Below are 16,356 nucleotides of genomic sequence, written 5' to 3'. Positions count from 1 at the left end.
TTCAGAGAGGCGTCACGCTGAGATCGACCCAGAGGCCACGATAGGAATCGCTGGCACCGATGAAGTCGCCCGACACCGGCGTCACCTGCCAGATCTCGCGCGCCACCGCGACCGGGATCAGGTTGCTCCCGCCGACGCTGCGGTTGGTGGGATCGAAGGTGATCCAGCCGGCGCCCGGCACATAGACCTCGGCCCAGGCATGGGTGGAGTCGGCCTCATAGTTGCCGGTCGCGCGGTCCGGCCTGAACAGATAGCCCGAGCAGAGCCGCGCGCCGAAGCGCAGGCAGCGTGCCGCCTCGACGAACAGCACGGCGAGGTCGCGGCAGGAGCCCAGCCCGCGCGCCAGGGTTTCGAGCGGAGATTGCGTGCCCTCGGTCTCGCGGCTCTGGTACCGGATCTGCTCGGCAACGCCCGAGCTGAGGTCCTTCAGGAGCGACAGCGTGTCGGTCGGATCGCTGCGCACGAACCCCTTCGCCCAGGCCAACAGTTTGCGATCCGGATCGGCATATTGCGGCACCACCAGCGCGCCGAGGTCCGTCCAGTCGGCGCTGGTATAGGCGAAGGGGTATCTGACCGCGACGGCGGCGATGTCGAACACCGGCCAAGGATCGACGCCCAGCGTGAGCGCCGCCTCGCTGTCGACCACCAGCCGGTCGGTGAGACCCTCGAAGCCCGCCGTCGCCACGGCATTGCCGAACACGTCATGCGCCCAGGTGACGCTGGCCGCCGGCGTCACCGTGACCTCGTGCGACACCAGCCGCAGCTCACGGCTCTCGCGCGGCCGCAACATCAGCCGGTGCGGTCCCAGCCGGACGGGCGCGTGATAGAGATAGGTGGTGCGGTGGCGAATCCTGAGGGTGAGCAAATGAACCTTCGTCAGCCGACCGGGAACGTGACCTTGAAGCATGAGCCACGGCCGACCGGATTGGCATACGCCGTGAGCCTGCCCTGCAACTGGCCCACCAGCGCGTTCACGACCTTCATACCGAGGCCGAGACCTGACGGCGCCGCGACATCGAAGCCCGCGGGCAGGCCTGGCCCCTCGTCGAGCACGCAGAGCTCGTAGGCTCCTTCTGCCAGCCCGTGGAAAGTGATCGTGATCGGGTCGCCGGCATGCTTGCGCGCATTGGTGGCCAGCTCGTTGACGATCAGGCCGATCGGCAGCACCTGCTCCTTCGGCACGTCGACTTCGTCGGCGCCCTCGAGCTTGATCTCGCTGCCGACGCTGGTCGACAGCTCCTCGCAGAGCCGGCGGAGATGGGCCACGATCGGCACGCGACCGGCGGTTTCCTGGGTCGAGAAGGTCCGGTGCACGCGCGCCACAGCGAGCACGCGGTTGGCGGCAGCGCGCAGCTGCTGCGTCACCTCGGGCGAGTTCGACGCACGGCTCTGCAGCTGCAGCAGGCTCGCCACGAACTGAAGACTGTTCATCGCGCGGTGATCGACCTCGCTGGTGGTGATCTCCGCCTGGGCCAGCGCGCGCCGCGCGGCGAGCCGCTGCGCCAGCAGGTCGGTCACGACGCCGCCCAGCGCGCGCAGCCGGCGGACCTGCGGCTCCTCGATCCGACGCGGCCGGCGGTCGATCACGCACAGCATTCCGATTTCGTAGCCATCGGAACTGTACAGCGGCACCTCGACATGGAAGCCTTGCCTGAATTCGCTGCGAATCCACGGCGCCAGCGCCGGCTGGGACGGGTCCGCCCCGCGCGGCGCATGGCTTGCCGTCAGCCCGTGATGCGACTTGAAGAAGACGTTGGAATGGCCGGTGAAGCCCAGCAGCGCGATCGGCGCGTTGAAGAGGTCTGCGGCCATCTCCGTGATCCGGTCGAAGGCGGGCTCCGCCACGGTGTCGAGGATGCCGTAGGCCTCCAGCGCGGCGAGCCGCGCAGCTTCGATGTCCGGACGGCGCGCCGGAACCAGAGACGGGTCTTGCGATGTTGGGCCCTGTGTGGGCGGGACGAGATGCAGCATGAAATGCGCCCCCCGGCGAGCATCGCGGGAAAAATCCCCTGCCGCGATACCGTCGCACCCTATGCTGCGCTGCAGCGGGAGTCTGTCCAATAGTGACCAGTCGGCGATGGCCCGCGCCCGCTGCCTACTCCTGCAGCAGCACGCTGAGCAGCGAGCTGTGGACCTGCAGATGGCCGTTGTAGGAGATGAAGCCCAGCTTCCTGAACTTGTTCATGAAATGGCTGACCCGCGGACGGGTCGTGCCGATGATCTCGGCCAGCGTCTCCTGGCTGATCCTGGTGATGATCGGCTGTGGCCCGCCGTCCTTGCCGAAATTCGCCAGCAGCAACAGCGTCCGGGCCAGCCGCTTCTCGCTGGAGTTGAAGAGCTGGTCGACCAGGTCTTCCTCGACCCGGCTGTTGCGCGTCAGCAGATGCTTCATGAAAAGTTCGCCGAAGGCCGGCTCGTCGTGCAGCACGCGCAGCATCTCGTTCTTGTCGACCCGCGTGACTTCGCAGTCGACCAGTGCCTTGGCCGTCGCGAGCCTGAGCGGCTGCCCGATCAGGGAGCCTTCGCCGAAGAACTCGCCGGGCCCCATTATCCCGACCACCGCCTCCTTGCCCTGCTTGGAGGTGACGACCAGCTTCACCCGGCCGCGCAGTACATAGAACACCGCATCGGACGGCATGGCCTGCCGGAAGATCACGCCATTCTTGCGATGCTCGTTCACCGTCCGGCCGCGGCTCACCGTCGCCAGGAAGGCCTTGGGATCGAATCGGTCTGCGGCTTTGCGGGCCATGGAGCCTCCTGTTTCGTGGCCCCCCCGGCCGTCATATGTAGTCTTTCAGACATAGCCTGTCCGATTAATCGCTGGCTATTGCAGCCCAACGACCCCATCTAGGAGGGAGCGCCGCACCGCGGCCCTCAGGTCTGCCGTCAGACCGACCATTTCAGAACACCTCTCGGGGGCGATACGCCATGTCCGCTAAGGAAGTCCGCTTCGGCGGCGACGCGCGCACGCGCATGATGCGCGGGGTCGACATGCTGGCCGATTCCGTGAAGGTGACGCTCGGCCCCAAGGGCCGCAACGTCGTGCTGGCCAAATCCTACGGCGCGCCGCGAATCACCAAGGACGGCGTCACCGTCGCCAAGGAGATCGAGTTCACCGACCGCTTCGAGAACATGGGCGCACAACTCGTCCGCGAGGTCGCCACCCGCACCTCGGATTCGGCGGGCGACGGCACCACCACCGCCACCGTGCTCGCGCAGGCGATCGCACGCGAAGGCCTGAGATCGGTCGCCGCCGGCATGAGCCCGATGGACCTCAAGCGCGGCATTGACCTCGCTGCCGACTGGGTGATCGAGGAGCTGAAGCGTCGCGCCCGCAAGGTCTCGACCAGCGAGGAGATCGCGCAGGTCGGCACCGTGTCGGCGAACGGCGACAAGACCATCGGCAAGATGATCGCCGAGGCCATGAAGAAGGTGGGCAACGAGGGCGTGATCACCATCGAGGAGGCCACGACGCTCCACTCCGAGCTCGAGATCGTCGAGGGCATGCAGTTCGACCGCGGCTACCTCTCGCCCTACTTCGTGACCAATGCCGCCAAGATGAGCTGCGAGCTCGAGAACCCCTACATCCTGATCCACGACAAGAAGCTTTCGGGCCTCTCGACCGTGCTGCCGCTGCTCGAGCTGGTGGCGCAGTCGGGCAGGCCGCTGCTGATCATCGCCGAAGACATCGACGCCGAGGTGCTGGCCACCCTGGTGGTCAACAAGCTGCGCGGCGGTCTCAAGGTCGCGGCCGTCAAGGCACCGGGCTTCGGCGACCGGCGCAAGGACATGCTGGGCGACATCGCGATCCTCACGGCGGCGCAGGAGATCTCCGAGGATCTCGGCACCAAGCTCGAGGGCGTGACGCTGGCGATGCTGGGCACCGCCAAGCGCGTCCACATCGACAAGGACAACACCACCATCATCGACGGCGCCGGCAAGAAGAAGGACATCGAATCCCGCGTGGCGCAGATTCGTGCCCAGGTCGACAAGGTCGAGTCCGACTACGACCGTGAGAAGCTGCAGGAGCGGCTGGCCAAGCTCGCGGGCGGCGTCGCCATCATCAAGGTGGGCGGCGGCTCGGAGTTCGCGGTCAAGGAGAAGAAGGATCGCGTCGACGACGCCATGCACGCGACCAAGGCGGCGGTCGAAGAGGGCGTGGTCGCCGGCGGCGGCGCTGCGCTGCTCTACGCCACCCGCGCGCTCAAGGACTGTCGCGGCGCCAATCCCGACCAGCAGGCCGGCATCGACATCGTGCGCCGCGCGCTGCAGGCGCCGGTACGCCAGATCGCCCAGAATGCCGGGCATGACGGCGCGGTAATCGCCGGCCACATGCTCGAGCAGAAGGACGCCAACTTCGGCTTCGACGCTCAGAAGGGCGAGTATGGCGACATGATCAAGGCCGGTATCATCGACCCGGTGAAGATCGTCCGCACCGCGCTGCAGGGCGCCGCGTCCGTAGCCGGCCTGCTCGTCACCACCGAGGCCATGATCGCCGAGTTGCCCGATGCGGGCGGCGGTGCCGGTGGCATGGGCGGCGGCGGCATGGGTGGAATGGGTGGCGGCGGCATGGGGGGCATGGGCTTCTAGCCCGTGCTCTCGCGCTCACGAACAAAGACCCCCTGGCCCGGAGGCCCGATGACCCTGCGTCCGGAATATTCACTCGGCCACTCCGCCTACAACGAGTTCCTGTTCGGCTCGCTGGGCCCGGATGCGTCGGGGACCGAGGTCACCGTGCTCTCGGCCCTGTCGCGGCTTGGCATCGATCCGTGGCAGGAGGCGGCGCGTCTGGCGGCCCTGCCGCGCGGTGCCGCGGCCGAGGCGCTGGCGGCTACCATCCTGCGGCTGCCCGACCGGACGGCCCCGGCAAGCGAGGCGGCGGAGAGCGCCGCCCGCCTGGTGTCGCTTCTGCCAGAGGGCGCCGTCGCCGACATCCCGCAGACCAAAGAGGCCCGCGTCGCCTCGCTCGCCGGGACGAAGGCGAACCGGAAGGCTGAGACACCGGAGAGCGGCACAGCCGCGAAAGCGGCACGTGTCGCCATCCCGAAAGCCAAGGCCAGTCCCTGGACCTGGCTGGTATGGGGCGCACTCGCCCTCGTGTTCTATTTCCTGATCGTGCAGCTCACGCCCACCCGGAACCTCGAATCCGAGGGACGCGAGACCCAGCAGGGCTCCTGAGGGCGGAAGGTTCGAGGCGCCTCACGCCGACAGTCGATGCTGCAGGAAGAACCGCACGAACTCGGCGCTGGCGTCGGGGCCCCTCGGATCGGTGAAGGAACCGTCTCCGCTTCCGCCCGACCAGGCGTGACCGATTCCCTGCAGGACCCATTGCTCGCCGATGCAGCGATCCTGGCCATCGTGTCTCGTCGTGCGGGTGAAGGCGATGCCGGTCGCGGTCTCTCCGCGTGACACGCGCGTGCGAACACCGGCCCCGCCCGAGGCCTGTTCGATCGCCTGATCGCCGTTGACGGGACTGACGGTCGTGTCGCGATCGCCGTGAAAGACGATGGTCGGAACCACTCGTTCGTTGCGGGCGAGGCGTTGGGCTGCGGGCGCTCCCTGCCGCATCGCCGCGAAGGCGCCGGGCATGTCGCGCGCCGCGCCGCAGGCCAGTCCCGAGTGAATGCCGACGGCGGCATAGAGGTCGGGATAGGTGGCACCCAGGATCGCCGCCGCCGCGCCGCCCGCGGACAGGCCCGCCACGTAGACCCTCTCCTCGTCGACGGCGTGGTCGCGCAGGATCTGCCGCGTGAGCGCGGCGATCAGGAGAGGCTCTCCCGCGTCACGGCGCTGGTCGCCTTCATTGAACCAGTTCCAGCACTTGTTCGGGTTCGCCGACCTGGGCTGCTCCGGATAGGCCACGAAGAACTTCTGCTGCTCGGCCAGCGCATTCATGCGCGTGCCCGCGGCGAAGTCATCCGGTGACTGCGTGCATCCGTGAAGCATCACGATCAATGGCAGGGGTTGCCCCGTATAGCCCGCCGGACTGTAGAGTTTGAAACGGCGGCTGCCGGCCGCATCCCGAACGGCGTGATACCGGAAGGACGACGTTCCGGCGGGCTTTGCCGTGCGGATGTCGCTTTCGGGGGCGGCGGCGTTGCTCCATGCCCCCATCGAATCGGAAGGCGGGACGAGATCGACAAACGGCGCGCGGGGCGGCGCGGCGCGGTGGCCTTGCTGTCTCTGGATGTCTGCGGGGCTGGCCTCGGGAGAACCTCCCCTCAGGACGGTCATCGCTTCGACGAGCTTGCCTTCGCGGGTGAGGCGCAGCGCCTCGAACATGTCGGCACGATGTGAGGTCATAGGGGGTACTCTCTTACGCTTTGAGCAAAAGGACTCTTGGAGAAGGTCGTGCAGCTAGCGCATGCGGTCTTCGAGGGCTTTCTTCACTTCGTCGCTCGCGTGGAGCGCTCCGAGGATCTGGAGCGAGCCGATGGTGGCCCTCGCCAGGTCAACCGATACGTCGGGGGCGATGACCGCCAGGCCCAGGACCTGGATGTCCAGTCGTTCGCCGGCGTCACGGACCGCTTCCAGCTCCTGCCGGCTGTAGGTCCGCAATCCCAGTTCGAGCTTCCGCCGGCTGACGAGCTGCTTCACCGCATCGCCATGACGGTCGAGCTGGCCGCGAATGGCTGTGCGGATGAAATCGGTCCGGTTCGAATAGAAGCCTTCGCGCACCAGAAGATCGATTTGGCCCAGATCGACCAAACCGAGGTTCGTCGTGATTTTCTCGGTTTCGGGGGGCTTGCTTCCAGCGCCGCTCATTTTGACATCCATGCACCATCCAGGTGGATGGTATATGGATGGCAGGGAGGCGCGTTACAAGGCCCACAAAAACGTGGCCTGGCGGGTCGCCCATCCCCATGTAGGGCGAGCGCACGCTGCCCTTGCGCTCCCTACCGCCCCAGGAGCCCATGACCGTTCGCCCCGACTATGCGCTGAGCCGGGCCCGCTATACGGCCTTTCTCTTCACCATCGTCGGCACCGAAACGCGCGACGCCCAGAACAGCGGGGAGGACATCACCGTCCTCACGGCATTGACCCGCATTGGAATCGATCCGTGGGAGGAGGCGGCGCGCCTGGCGGTGCTACCGCGCGCCGAGGCGGCCCAATCCCTGGCGGCGACCTTCGTCAACCTGCCCGACACGCGCTGGGCCCTCGGCGACGCCGCGGGCGCTGCCCGGCGCATCGTCGACACACTGCCGCCGCTGAACCATCGCGCACCGCCGCCTCTTGGGTCCCGGATCTTCCTGAGCTGGCGGTTCTGGGCAGCCGGGGGTCTCGTGCTCGCGCTGGTCGCGCTGAACTATTTGAGACATCGCGCCTGAAGACGCCTGGTGGGCGCCCGCGGGAGTGCCTACTTCGTTCGAGTCCGGTCGACGAGAGCGACGACGTCGTCGACGGTGACCAGCCTGTCGGCTTCCGTGTCGGAGATTTCGACACCGAACCTGTCCTCGACCGCCATCACCAGTTCGACGAAGTCGAGGCTGGTCGCCCCGAGGTCGGCGACCAGGGCGACATCGCCGCGCGCCTTGTCGGGCGAGATGCCGAGGATACTCCCGACGATCTCGCGTACCTGAGCCGGCAGGGCTTCGGGTCCGGGCGTGTGGACTGCAGGAGTTTGTGTTCCGGAGATCATCATGGCGAACCTCAAGTTGGTTCAGCTGGCGGGGCAATGCGCAACGCGATCACGCCAAGAACTATGCAAGACGCTCAACGGGCTCCGCTCGCATCGGCTGCAGCGGCAGCCAGAAAAATGCCGACTAATTCCGCTGCAATCTTCCAGGGTCCATGGGGCAAATAGCCAGTCGCCCAGTGCTTCGTGTCAGGAAACGCCCGCGGGTGTCCGCAGCAGGGCGTAAGAGACGATCAGAACCGCAAGCATGACGGGCAGCAAAAAAGGCGGATCGTACCAGTGATTCATGAGTGCGCTCCTCCGGTGAGGGCGGGAGCACATGCCTCTCTCAGCCATCGCGGGCCAGAGTATAAGTGGGCGATGGTAGCCCTGCTTACACGCCGTACCGATCAGTGTCGAGAAAGCGTTTGGCCATGGCTCCCCCTCTCCCGGGGACCGTGCGAATGGCCATGAAAGAGATAACTGCGTCTCGGCAAAGTGCTACATTTCGTGGGCGTCTGGAGCCTCCACGACAGGAATTATGATGCCTCTCCTCGGCAAGGGAATGCTGCTCACGTTCACCGACGTGTCGGCGCGGGACGAGCGCGACTACAACGAATGGTACAATCGCGAACATATCGACGATCGTGTGAACCTGCCGGGATTCCATCGCGGCCGGCGCTACGCCGCGGTGCGCGGCACGCCGAGGTATCTCGCCGTCTACGAATGCGACACCGTCGCCATCCTGGGCACGCCGAACTATCTGCAGACGCTGGACAACCAGACGCCGTGGAGCCAGTCGGTGATGGCGCGCTTCACCCATTTCAAGCGGCTGACGCTGCGCATCCAGGTCGACCAGACGCATGGCGTGGGCGCCGCGCTGGCGACGGTGCGCTTCGTGCCCGATCCGCGCCGCCGCAAGGCGCTGGTCGACTTCCTGTCCACGCAGGTCCTGCCGAAGCTGATCGCGCGGCCGGGCGTGCTGGGCGCGGCGGTCGGCGAGAACGACCTCGAGGTGATGCACGCGCCTCTACAGGACAAGAGCATGGATCATCCCAGGGCCGACGAGTCCGAATGGGTCGTTCTGATCGAGGGCGCCGACCCTGCAGCCGTCGGCGCGGCCGCGCGCTCCCTGTTCACGACGTCGCGGCTCCGGCCGTTCGGGGTCGAGGCGGCGCCCGCGATCGCCACCTGGCGATTCCTGTTCGGCAACCAGCGATGACGTATCTTTGACCCGCTGTTGATCGCGCAATCGAATAGGGTCGCTCGCGTGTCCAATCAGCGTATCATCTTCTGGCTGAGGCTCGCGACGCTGGTCGCCCTCTGCCTGCCCGCCGTGGATCTGGCCTGGCGCTGGTACACCGCCGATCTCGATCCACGCCCCGTGACGCTCGCCACGCATGCCACCGGCGACTGGGCGGTCGCGTTCCTCCTGGTCTCGCTGGCGCTGACGCCGGCGCGCGCGGTCTTCGACTGGTTGCCGCTGATCCATGTCCGGCGCAGGGTCGGCGTCGCGGCCGCGCTCTATGCCGTCGCCCATCTTCTGATCTACGTGCTCGACCAGAAATGGAACCTGATCGTCGTCGCCACGGAGATCGTGAAGCGCTTCTATCTGACCATCGGTTTCGTGGCCCTCCTCGCTTTGGTGGCGCTGGCGATCACCTCGACCAATGGCTGGCAGAAGCGGCTGAAGCGCAACTGGAAGCGCCTGCACTGGCTGGTCTATCCGGCCGTCGCGCTGGCGCTTCTGCATTTCTTCATCCAGTCCAAGGTCAAGATCGGCGAGGCCGCCTTCGCCGCCGGCCTGTTCGTCTGGCTGATGCTGTGGCGCGTGCTGCCCGTGCGGCTGCGCACGGGCTTCGCGGGCCTGTTCCTCCTGGCCGCCGCCGCCACGCTGGTCACGGCCGGCTTCGAGGCGTCCTGGTACGGGCTGGTAAACAAGATCGATCCGATGCGCGTGCTGGCCGCCAACCTCGATCCCGAGCTGGTGCCGCGCCCGGCGCAGAAGGTGCTGGCCGTCTCCCTGCTGGTGATCGTGCTGGTCGCGCTGCGCCGCGGACTCGCTGCGGCGACCGGGCTCTGGACGCAGCGCTATATCCGAAGGACTATATCGCCTTCCTGATCGGAAGAGGACATGACTCCGGACGAATGGACGGCCGTACGGCTGAGCCTCCTGATCGCCACGACGGCGACGCTCTGCAGCCTGCCGTTCGGCATCGCCATCGCCTGGCTGCTGGCGCGCGGGCGCTTCTGGGGCAAAAGCCTGCTCGACACGCTGGTCCACCTGCCGCTCATCATGCCGCCGGTCGTCACCGGCTACCTGCTGCTCCTGTCCTTCGGCCGGCGCGGACCGATCGGCGTCTTCCTCGCCGAGGAGTTCGGCATCGTCTTCTCCTTCCGCTGGACCGGGGCGGCGCTGGCCTGCGCCGTCATGGGCTTTCCGCTGCTGGTGCGCGCCATCCGCCTGTCCATCGAGGCGGTCGACCAGCGCCTCGAAGCGGCCGCGGGCACCCTGGGCGCCAACCCGCTCTGGGTCTTCGCCACGGTCACGCTGCCGCTCTGCCTGCCCGGCATCATCGCCGGCGCGATCCTGGCCTTTGCCAAGTCGATGGGTGAGTTCGGCGCCACCATCACCTTCGTGTCCAACATACCGGGCGAGACGCAGACGCTGCCGGCCTTGATCTACACCCTGACCCAGGTGCCGGGCGGCGACGCCGCCGCGATGCGGCTCACCCTGGTGTCGATCGCCATCTCCATGCTCGCGCTGCTGGGATCGGAGCTCCTGGCCAAGCGTATCGGCGCACGGCGGCAGACGGTATGAGCCTCGAGGTCGACATCGACCACAAGCGCGGCGCCTTCAGGCTCACGGCCCGCTTCACGGCCGCGCCGGGACTGACGGCCCTGTTCGGCCGCTCGGGCTCCGGCAAGACCAGCCTGGTCAGCATCGTCGGCGGGCTGATCCGCCCCGATCGCGGTCGCGTCACGATCGACGGTCAGACCCTCGTCGACACCGAACGCGGCCTCTTCGTGCCCGCGCACAAAAGGCGCATCGGCTACGTCTTTCAGGACAGCCGCCTGTTCCCGCATCTCAGCGTGCGGCGCAACCTGCTCTATGGGCGCTGGTTCGCGCGCGGCAGCGGCGGCGCGACGGCCGATCTCGGGTCGGTGGTCGAACTGCTGGGCATCGGCCATCTGCTGGAGCGCCATCCGGACTCGCTGTCGGGCGGCGAGAAGCAGCGTGTCGCCATCGGCCGGGCCCTGCTCGCGCGGCCGAGGCTGCTCCTGATGGACGAGCCCCTCGCCTCGCTCGACGAAGCGCGGCGCGCCGAGATCCTGCCCTACATCGAGCGGCTGCGCGACGAAGCCGGAGTCCCCCTCCTCTATGTCAGCCACTCGGTTGCCGAGGTGGCCCGGCTCGCCACGACGGTGGTGATCATGGCCGAGGGTGCGGTGACGGCGGTCGGGACGGTCCAGGACATCCTGCCGATGGCCGACGCCGGCGATGGCGGCGCAGTGCTGGACGCGAGGATCGTCCGCCACGACGAGACGTTCCACCTCTCGGTGCTGGAAAGCGCCGCGGGCGAGCTGCAGGTGCCGCGCCTCGATGCGCCGGTCGGCGCGCCGGTCCGTGCCTATATCCGCTCCCGCGATGTGATGCTCAGCCTGCAGCCGCCCGTGGACATCAGCGCGCTGAACGTGCTGGCCGGGCGCATTGCTTCGATTTCCCCGACGACCCGTGCGCAGGCCGATATTCGCCTGGACTGCAACGGCGCCGTCCTGGTGGCCCGGCTGACCGCCAAATCGGTCGATCGGCTGGCCCTCGTCCCCGGGCGACCGGTTTACGCGGTCGTCAAGAGCGTGTCATTCGAACGCAGTTAAGTGCGATAGAGTGACGGTGGGCACCCGGCCCGCCAATGAAGCCTGAGGAATCCGAATGAAATCGATGCCGCTGCCGCTTACGCCGCGATTCATCACCTGGACGCTGGCGACGACATTCGCCGTCCTGCTGGGCATCGCCTGGGCCGTCGATCCCCGCTCGTGGTGGATCGGCGTCGGGTTCGTCCTTGCCCTCTTCATGGCCCTCGTCGGCCTCTACGACTATTTCCAGACCAAACACGCGGTGCTGCGCAACTACCCCATCGCGGCGCACATGCGCTTCATCTTCGAGGCGATCCGGCCCGAGATGCGCCAGTATTTCTTCGAGGGCGAGAAGGACGGTCTGCCGTTTCCCCGCGACCGGCGCGCCATCGTCTATCAGCGCGCCAAGCTGGTGCTGGACGTGCGGCCCTTCGGCACCAACTACGACGTCTACGCCGAAGGCTACGAGTGGATGACGCACTCGATCTCGCCCACGCCGGTCAGCCGGGAGCCGTTCCGCATCTCCATCGGCGGGCCCGACTGCACCCAGCCCTATTCGGCGTCGATCTTCAACATCTCGGCGATGAGCTTCGGATCGCTCAGCGCCAACGCCATCCGCGCCCTGAACGGCGGCGCCAAGCTCGGCGGCTTCGCGCACGATACCGGTGAGGGCGGCTACAGCCCCTATCACCGCGAGGGCGGCGGCGACATCATCTGGGAGATCGGCTCCGGCTATTTCGGCGCCCGCAACCCCGACGGCACCTTCTCCGCCGAGCGGTTCGCCGCCGGAGCGGCCAACCCGCAGGTCAAGATGGTCGAGCTGAAGCTCAGCCAGGGCGCCAAGCCCGGCCATGGCGGCGTGCTGCCGGCCCCCAAGGTCAGCGAGGAGATCGCCCTGACGCGCGGCGTGCCGGTCGGCGTCGACTGCATCTCGCCGTCGCACCACACCGCCTTCTCGACCCCCATCGAGATGATGCAGTTCATCGCCGAGATGCGCCGCCTCTCGGGCGGCAAGCCGGCCGGCTTCAAGCTCTGCGTCGGTCACGAATGGGAATTCCTGGCGATCTGCAAGGCGATGCTGGAGACCGGCATCTATCCCGACTTCATCGTCGTCGACGGCAAGGAGGGCGGCACCGGCGCCGCACCGATGGAGTTCCTCGACCATGTCGGCAAGCCGATGCGGCAGGGGCTGCATCTCGTACACAACGCCCTGGTGGGAATCGGCGCCCGCCATCGGATCAAGATCGGCGTCGCCGGCAAGATCATCACTGCCTTCGACATCATCCGGGCGATGGCGCTGGGGGCCGACTGGTGCAATTCGGCGCGCGGCTTCATGTTCGCCGTCGGCTGTATCCAGTCGCAGTCCTGCCACACCGACCGCTGCCCCACCGGCGTGGCGACGCAGGACCCGACGCGCCAGCGCGCGCTGGTCGTGCCGGACAAGATGGAGCGCGTGGTGAATTTCCACCGCGCCACCCTGCATGAGCTGGCCGAGCTCACCGCCGCCGCGGGCCTCGACCACCCGACCGACTTCAAGCCCATCCATATCTCCCGCCGCGTCTCCCCGAGCGTCGTGGCGACCTATGCCGACCTCTATCCGGCGCTGGCAGAGGGTGAACTGGTGTCGGGCACCAGCGACAAGAGGTGGCGGCGGGCCTGGGACATGGCCCACACCGATTCGTTCCGCGCGACGGCCTGACCCGGCGCAAAATTGTTGCGAATCCTCGTTGGTTGGCCCAGCAATTGGCCAACCAAAAGAGGAAACGACCATGACCGCTCCGTTCGATTTTGCGCCGCTGCTGGCGCCCGGCACACCCGCACCCGCCGCCAAGTGGAACGGATTCCCGAAGTACAACTTCATCGGCGGCCACAACGACGCCGGCAACGTGCCCGTGGACGCGCTGATCGCCGCGGCGACGGCGGTCCTGAAGCGCGAGGGCGCCACGCTCGCGACCTACGGCCTGAACAGCGGACCTCTGGGCTACAAGCCGCTGCGGGAGTTCCTCTCGGCCAAGCTCAAGGACCATGCCGGCATCGAGTGCGCCTCGGACGAGATCCTGATCACCTCGGGCTCGATGCAGGGCCTCGACCTGATCAACAGCCTGCTCGTGACGCGGGGCGACACCGTCATCATCGAGCAGGAGACCTATGGCGGCGCGCTCACCAAGCTGAACAAGCTCGGCGCCAACGTGATCGGCATCCCGCTCGATGGCGAGGGCCTGCGGCTCGACGTGCTGAAGCAGAAACTCGAGGAGCTGAAGCAGAAGGGCATCAAGCCCAAGTACATTTACACGATCCCGACGGTGCAGAATCCAACCGGCGCCATCATGGGCGAGGCGCGCCGCGCCGAGCTGCTGAAGATCGCCGCCGAGTACGGCGTCATGATCTTCGAGGACGAGTGCTATTCCGACCTGATCTGGAGCGGCAAGCGCCCGCGCTCGCTCTACGCCATGGCCAGGGGCGAAGGCGTCATCTTCATCGGCTCCTTCTCCAAGTCGATCGCGCCGGCGCTGCGGGTCGGCTACATCGTGGCCAAGTGGGACATTCTCGGCCGCATCCTCGGCCTCAAGCAGGACGCGGGTTCGGGCGCGCTCGAGCAGATGGTGCTGGCGGAGTTCTGCACGCAGCATTTCGCCAACCACGTGCCGAAGCTCAACAAGACCCTGGCGGCCAAGCTGCAGGTCCTGCGTGAGGCGCTGGCCGAGCAGTTCGGCACCGCCGCCGAGTTCGGCGATCCCGAGGGCGGCATCTACCTCTGGATCAAGCTGCCCGACCAGGTCGACACGACCAAGCTCGCCCAGGCAGCGCTGGCCGCCGGCGTCTCGCTCAATCCCGGTCCGGAATGGTCGACCAACAAGGAATATGCCCGCTCGCGCCTGCGGCTCTGCTTCGCCAATCCCGACCCCGAGACGATCCGCAAGGGCGTCGAGGTCCTGGCCGACGTCTGCCGCCGCGAATTCGGCGTCCCCCTGCGCTCATCCAACGTCGAGAAGAAGTAATTCTTCCTTCGTAATCGGAAACGATCAATGGAGCGCGCAACTCCAGTGGCGCTCATCCTTTGTCCAGCGACGAAGCTTGAGCGCCACTGGAGTGGCGCGCTCCATTGCGAGGCTTAGGCCTCACATCTCCTGCGGCACCATCACCATCCACGACACGCCGAACTTGTCGGCGACGCAGCCGAAGCGTGGCGAGAAGAACGTCTTGCCGATCGGCATCTGGATCTGGCCCTCCTTGGCCAGCGCCGCGAAGGCCTTGTCGGCCTCCGCTTCGGTCGCGACATCGAGTGCGAGCGAGAAGCCCTGAAAGTTCGTCTTGCCGTCGCTCGCCATGCCGTCGGAGCACATGATCATCGCCTCGCCGATCCGCAGGCTGGCATGCATCACCGCCTCGGGATCGACCTTCACGTGTTCTGCCGCGGCGGTATCGGGATTCTCCTTGAAGCGCATCAACATCTCGACCTTGGCGCCGAGCTTCTCCTGATAGAAGGCGAGCGCCTCGTCGCAACGGCCGTTGAAAAACAGATAGGGCTGCACAGCCATTTCATCCTCCTCGGTTACTGGCTCTTCTCGAACTCGGTATCGATCTGGATCTGGATGGGGTCGGTGAACAGCGACGGCAGGCCGTAGTCCTGCGGGTTGATCGTCGCAACGGCATGAACGCCGATGCGCGGCTTGCCTTCGAAGCCCTTACCCGCGCCGCCAAGCTCGACGTCGAAGGTGACGGGCCGGGTCTTGCCCATCAAGGTGAACTGTCCCTCGACCTTGCCGCGCGTCTTGTCGACGGGCTTGAACGACGTCGAGACGAAGGTGGCTTCGGGGAAGGCCTTCGACTTCAGGAAATTCTCGCCCGCCAGTTCCTCGGCGAAGCCTTTCACGTTGGTCGTGATGGAGGCCGTCTCGACGGAGGCGGAGAGCTTCGATTTCTCGGTCGACGCCGGATCCCAGGTGAGCGAGCCCTTGGCCCGGTCGAAACGGAACACGCTTTGCGAATAGCCGATATGGGAGACGCGAACGATGACTGCGGTGTGCTGCTCGTCGAGCGTATAGGTGCCGGCCGTCGCCAGCGCGATGTCGCGCTCGCCGGCGAAGACTCCGGGCGGCAGGGTGCCCGGTGCCGGCGTCTGGGCCAGCGCGGCCGTCGAGCCCATCACGAGAGCGACAGCAAGCGTGCGCAGCATGCGGTTCATGTGATCCTCCTCGATAAGTGTGACTTCACTTCTCGACGACGGTCTTCAGCTTCGCCAGTCCTGCCGCGAAATCCCGGCCGATCATGTCGTCCATGTCCATGAAAGTGCCGATCAGCTTGGTCATGAAAGTGCTGGGACCGTACATCGCCCAGGTGACAATCGTCTGGCCGCCCTTCGGTTCCACGGTCAGCTCGGCCATGTTGTGACCTTCGAAGGGCTTCAGGAAGTCGAGCTTGATCACCACCCTGTGCGGCGGCGTCGAATCGACGATCTCCATGCGGCCCTTGCCGACTTGGTCGTTGCCGTCCCATTCGTAGACGGCGCCCTTGCCGCTTTCGGCGCCGCTGTAGGTACGCTTCATCGCCGGGTCGCGGCCCTCGTAGGGTGACCATTCGGTCCAGCGCTTCAGCCCGTCGATGTAGGGAAAGATCTTCTCGGCCGGCGCGTTCATTGCCGTCGAACGCTCGACACGAAACGCATCGGGCCGCGTCCAGGCATAGACCAGGATCACCGCAATGGTCGCCAGGACGACGGCCCCAACGATCGTCAGGATCTTGCGCATTCGGCCCGCACCACCATTAGTTAACCACTAAGTTAACCCTAAGGCGATACGATAGCTGTCGTCAATGATCCATGGCCATACTTCCAAAGCGCCCTCTCCGCCCGTGTCATACGCGGGGGGAGAGGGAATTTCGTA

Annotated in this window: 18 protein-coding genes; 9 read left to right on the top strand and 9 right to left on the bottom strand. The window is 66.6% G+C overall.

Going from position 1 to position 16,356, the window contains the following annotated elements; genetic code table 11:
- Nucleotide 1: 1 nt before the first annotated feature.
- From ACQY78_RS18810 to ACQY78_RS18800, 3 genes are all read right to left on the bottom strand, one after another.
- Nucleotides 2-865: a transglutaminase family protein gene (locus ACQY78_RS18810; protein WP_428677549.1), complete on the bottom strand. Its 864-nt coding sequence runs from the start codon at nucleotides 863-865 to the stop codon at nucleotides 2-4.
- Between the two features lie 11 nt (nucleotides 866-876).
- Entirely contained in the window at nucleotides 877-1,971 is a 1,095-nt protein-coding gene (locus tag ACQY78_RS18805) for a sensor histidine kinase (protein ID WP_428677547.1), read from the bottom strand.
- Nucleotides 1,972-2,095: 124 nt separating this feature from the next.
- Nucleotides 2,096-2,749 (bottom strand): Crp/Fnr family transcriptional regulator, encoded by a 654-nt coding sequence (locus ACQY78_RS18800; RefSeq protein WP_428677545.1) that lies wholly within the window; start codon nucleotides 2,747-2,749, stop codon nucleotides 2,096-2,098.
- A 179-nt stretch (nucleotides 2,750-2,928) separates the two neighbouring features.
- Here ACQY78_RS18800 and groL point away from each other — a divergent pair, with 179 nt between their 5' ends.
- Nucleotides 2,929-4,590 (top strand): chaperonin GroEL, encoded by a 1,662-nt coding sequence (groL, locus tag ACQY78_RS18795; RefSeq protein WP_428677543.1) that lies wholly within the window; start codon nucleotides 2,929-2,931, stop codon nucleotides 4,588-4,590.
- A 48-nt stretch (nucleotides 4,591-4,638) separates the two neighbouring features.
- Nucleotides 4,639-5,178, top strand: coding sequence for a hypothetical protein (locus ACQY78_RS18790; protein ID WP_428677542.1), 540 nt, complete (start codon nucleotides 4,639-4,641; stop codon nucleotides 5,176-5,178).
- A 21-nt stretch (nucleotides 5,179-5,199) separates the two neighbouring features.
- On the opposite strand, the gene ACQY78_RS18785 is transcribed toward ACQY78_RS18790, so the two are convergent.
- On the bottom strand, nucleotides 5,200-6,303 hold the full coding sequence (locus ACQY78_RS18785; RefSeq protein WP_428677540.1) for an extracellular catalytic domain type 1 short-chain-length polyhydroxyalkanoate depolymerase: 1,104 nt from the start codon (nucleotides 6,301-6,303) through the stop codon (nucleotides 5,200-5,202).
- 54 nt (nucleotides 6,304-6,357) lie between these two features.
- Nucleotides 6,358-6,765 carry a CopG family transcriptional regulator gene (locus ACQY78_RS18780; RefSeq protein WP_428677538.1) on the bottom strand — a complete coding sequence of 136 codons (408 nt, stop codon included), beginning with the start codon at nucleotides 6,763-6,765 and terminating at the stop codon, nucleotides 6,358-6,360.
- 149 nt (nucleotides 6,766-6,914) lie between these two features.
- On the opposite strand from ACQY78_RS18780, the gene ACQY78_RS18775 reads away from it, so the two are divergent.
- Nucleotides 6,915-7,328, top strand: a complete 414-nt coding sequence (locus ACQY78_RS18775) for a hypothetical protein (RefSeq protein ID WP_428677536.1) — start codon at nucleotides 6,915-6,917, stop codon at nucleotides 7,326-7,328.
- A 29-nt stretch (nucleotides 7,329-7,357) separates the two neighbouring features.
- Here the strand turns inward: ACQY78_RS18775 and ACQY78_RS18770 are convergent, their stop codons facing one another.
- Nucleotides 7,358-7,642 (bottom strand): acyl carrier protein, encoded by a 285-nt coding sequence (locus tag ACQY78_RS18770; RefSeq protein ID WP_428677534.1) that lies wholly within the window; start codon nucleotides 7,640-7,642, stop codon nucleotides 7,358-7,360.
- 514 nt (nucleotides 7,643-8,156) lie between these two features.
- On the opposite strand from ACQY78_RS18770, the gene ACQY78_RS18765 reads away from it, so the two are divergent.
- From ACQY78_RS18765 to ACQY78_RS18740, 6 genes are all read left to right on the top strand, one after another.
- Nucleotides 8,157-8,837: a hypothetical protein gene (locus ACQY78_RS18765; RefSeq protein ID WP_428677532.1), complete on the top strand. Its 681-nt coding sequence runs from the start codon at nucleotides 8,157-8,159 to the stop codon at nucleotides 8,835-8,837.
- Between the two features lie 48 nt (nucleotides 8,838-8,885).
- Nucleotides 8,886-9,737 (top strand): sulfite oxidase heme-binding subunit YedZ, encoded by an 852-nt coding sequence (locus ACQY78_RS18760; protein WP_428677530.1) that lies wholly within the window; start codon nucleotides 8,886-8,888, stop codon nucleotides 9,735-9,737.
- Nucleotides 9,738-9,749: 12 nt separating this feature from the next.
- Nucleotides 9,750-10,436 carry a molybdate ABC transporter permease subunit gene (modB, locus tag ACQY78_RS18755; RefSeq protein WP_428677528.1) on the top strand — a complete coding sequence of 229 codons (687 nt, stop codon included), beginning with the start codon at nucleotides 9,750-9,752 and terminating at the stop codon, nucleotides 10,434-10,436.
- Complete coding sequence (gene modC, locus ACQY78_RS18750) at nucleotides 10,433-11,494, top strand: molybdenum ABC transporter ATP-binding protein (protein ID WP_428677527.1); 1,062 nt, start codon at nucleotides 10,433-10,435, stop codon at nucleotides 11,492-11,494. The genes modB and modC overlap by 4 nt, the downstream gene beginning before the upstream one ends.
- A gap of 55 nt (nucleotides 11,495-11,549) precedes the next feature.
- The gene (locus ACQY78_RS18745; RefSeq protein WP_428677525.1) at nucleotides 11,550-13,172 is read left to right on the top strand and encodes an FMN-binding glutamate synthase family protein; all 1,623 of its coding nucleotides are present in this window, start codon (nucleotides 11,550-11,552) and stop codon (nucleotides 13,170-13,172) included.
- A gap of 70 nt (nucleotides 13,173-13,242) precedes the next feature.
- Complete coding sequence (locus ACQY78_RS18740; protein ID WP_428677523.1) at nucleotides 13,243-14,472, top strand: PLP-dependent aminotransferase family protein; 1,230 nt, start codon at nucleotides 13,243-13,245, stop codon at nucleotides 14,470-14,472.
- Nucleotides 14,473-14,592: 120 nt separating this feature from the next.
- Here the strand turns inward: ACQY78_RS18740 and ACQY78_RS18735 are convergent, their stop codons facing one another.
- From ACQY78_RS18735 to ACQY78_RS18725, 3 genes are read right to left on the bottom strand one after another with little or no spacing between them, the layout of a single operon-like run.
- Nucleotides 14,593-15,012 (bottom strand): VOC family protein, encoded by a 420-nt coding sequence (locus ACQY78_RS18735; RefSeq protein ID WP_428677521.1) that lies wholly within the window; start codon nucleotides 15,010-15,012, stop codon nucleotides 14,593-14,595.
- Between the two features lie 14 nt (nucleotides 15,013-15,026).
- Nucleotides 15,027-15,659, bottom strand: coding sequence for a YceI family protein (locus ACQY78_RS18730; protein WP_428677519.1), 633 nt, complete (start codon nucleotides 15,657-15,659; stop codon nucleotides 15,027-15,029).
- 25 nt (nucleotides 15,660-15,684) lie between these two features.
- Entirely contained in the window at nucleotides 15,685-16,221 is a 537-nt protein-coding gene (locus ACQY78_RS18725) for an SRPBCC family protein (protein WP_428677517.1), read from the bottom strand.
- Between the last annotated feature and the right edge of the window lie 135 nt (nucleotides 16,222-16,356).

This window comes from Reyranella sp. (assembly GCF_965279625.1).
In the GTDB taxonomy this organism is placed as follows: Bacteria; Pseudomonadota; Alphaproteobacteria; order Reyranellales; family Reyranellaceae; genus Reyranella.
Note: the sequence above shows the minus strand (reverse complement) of the source record. Positions and strands in the feature narration are given on the sequence as shown.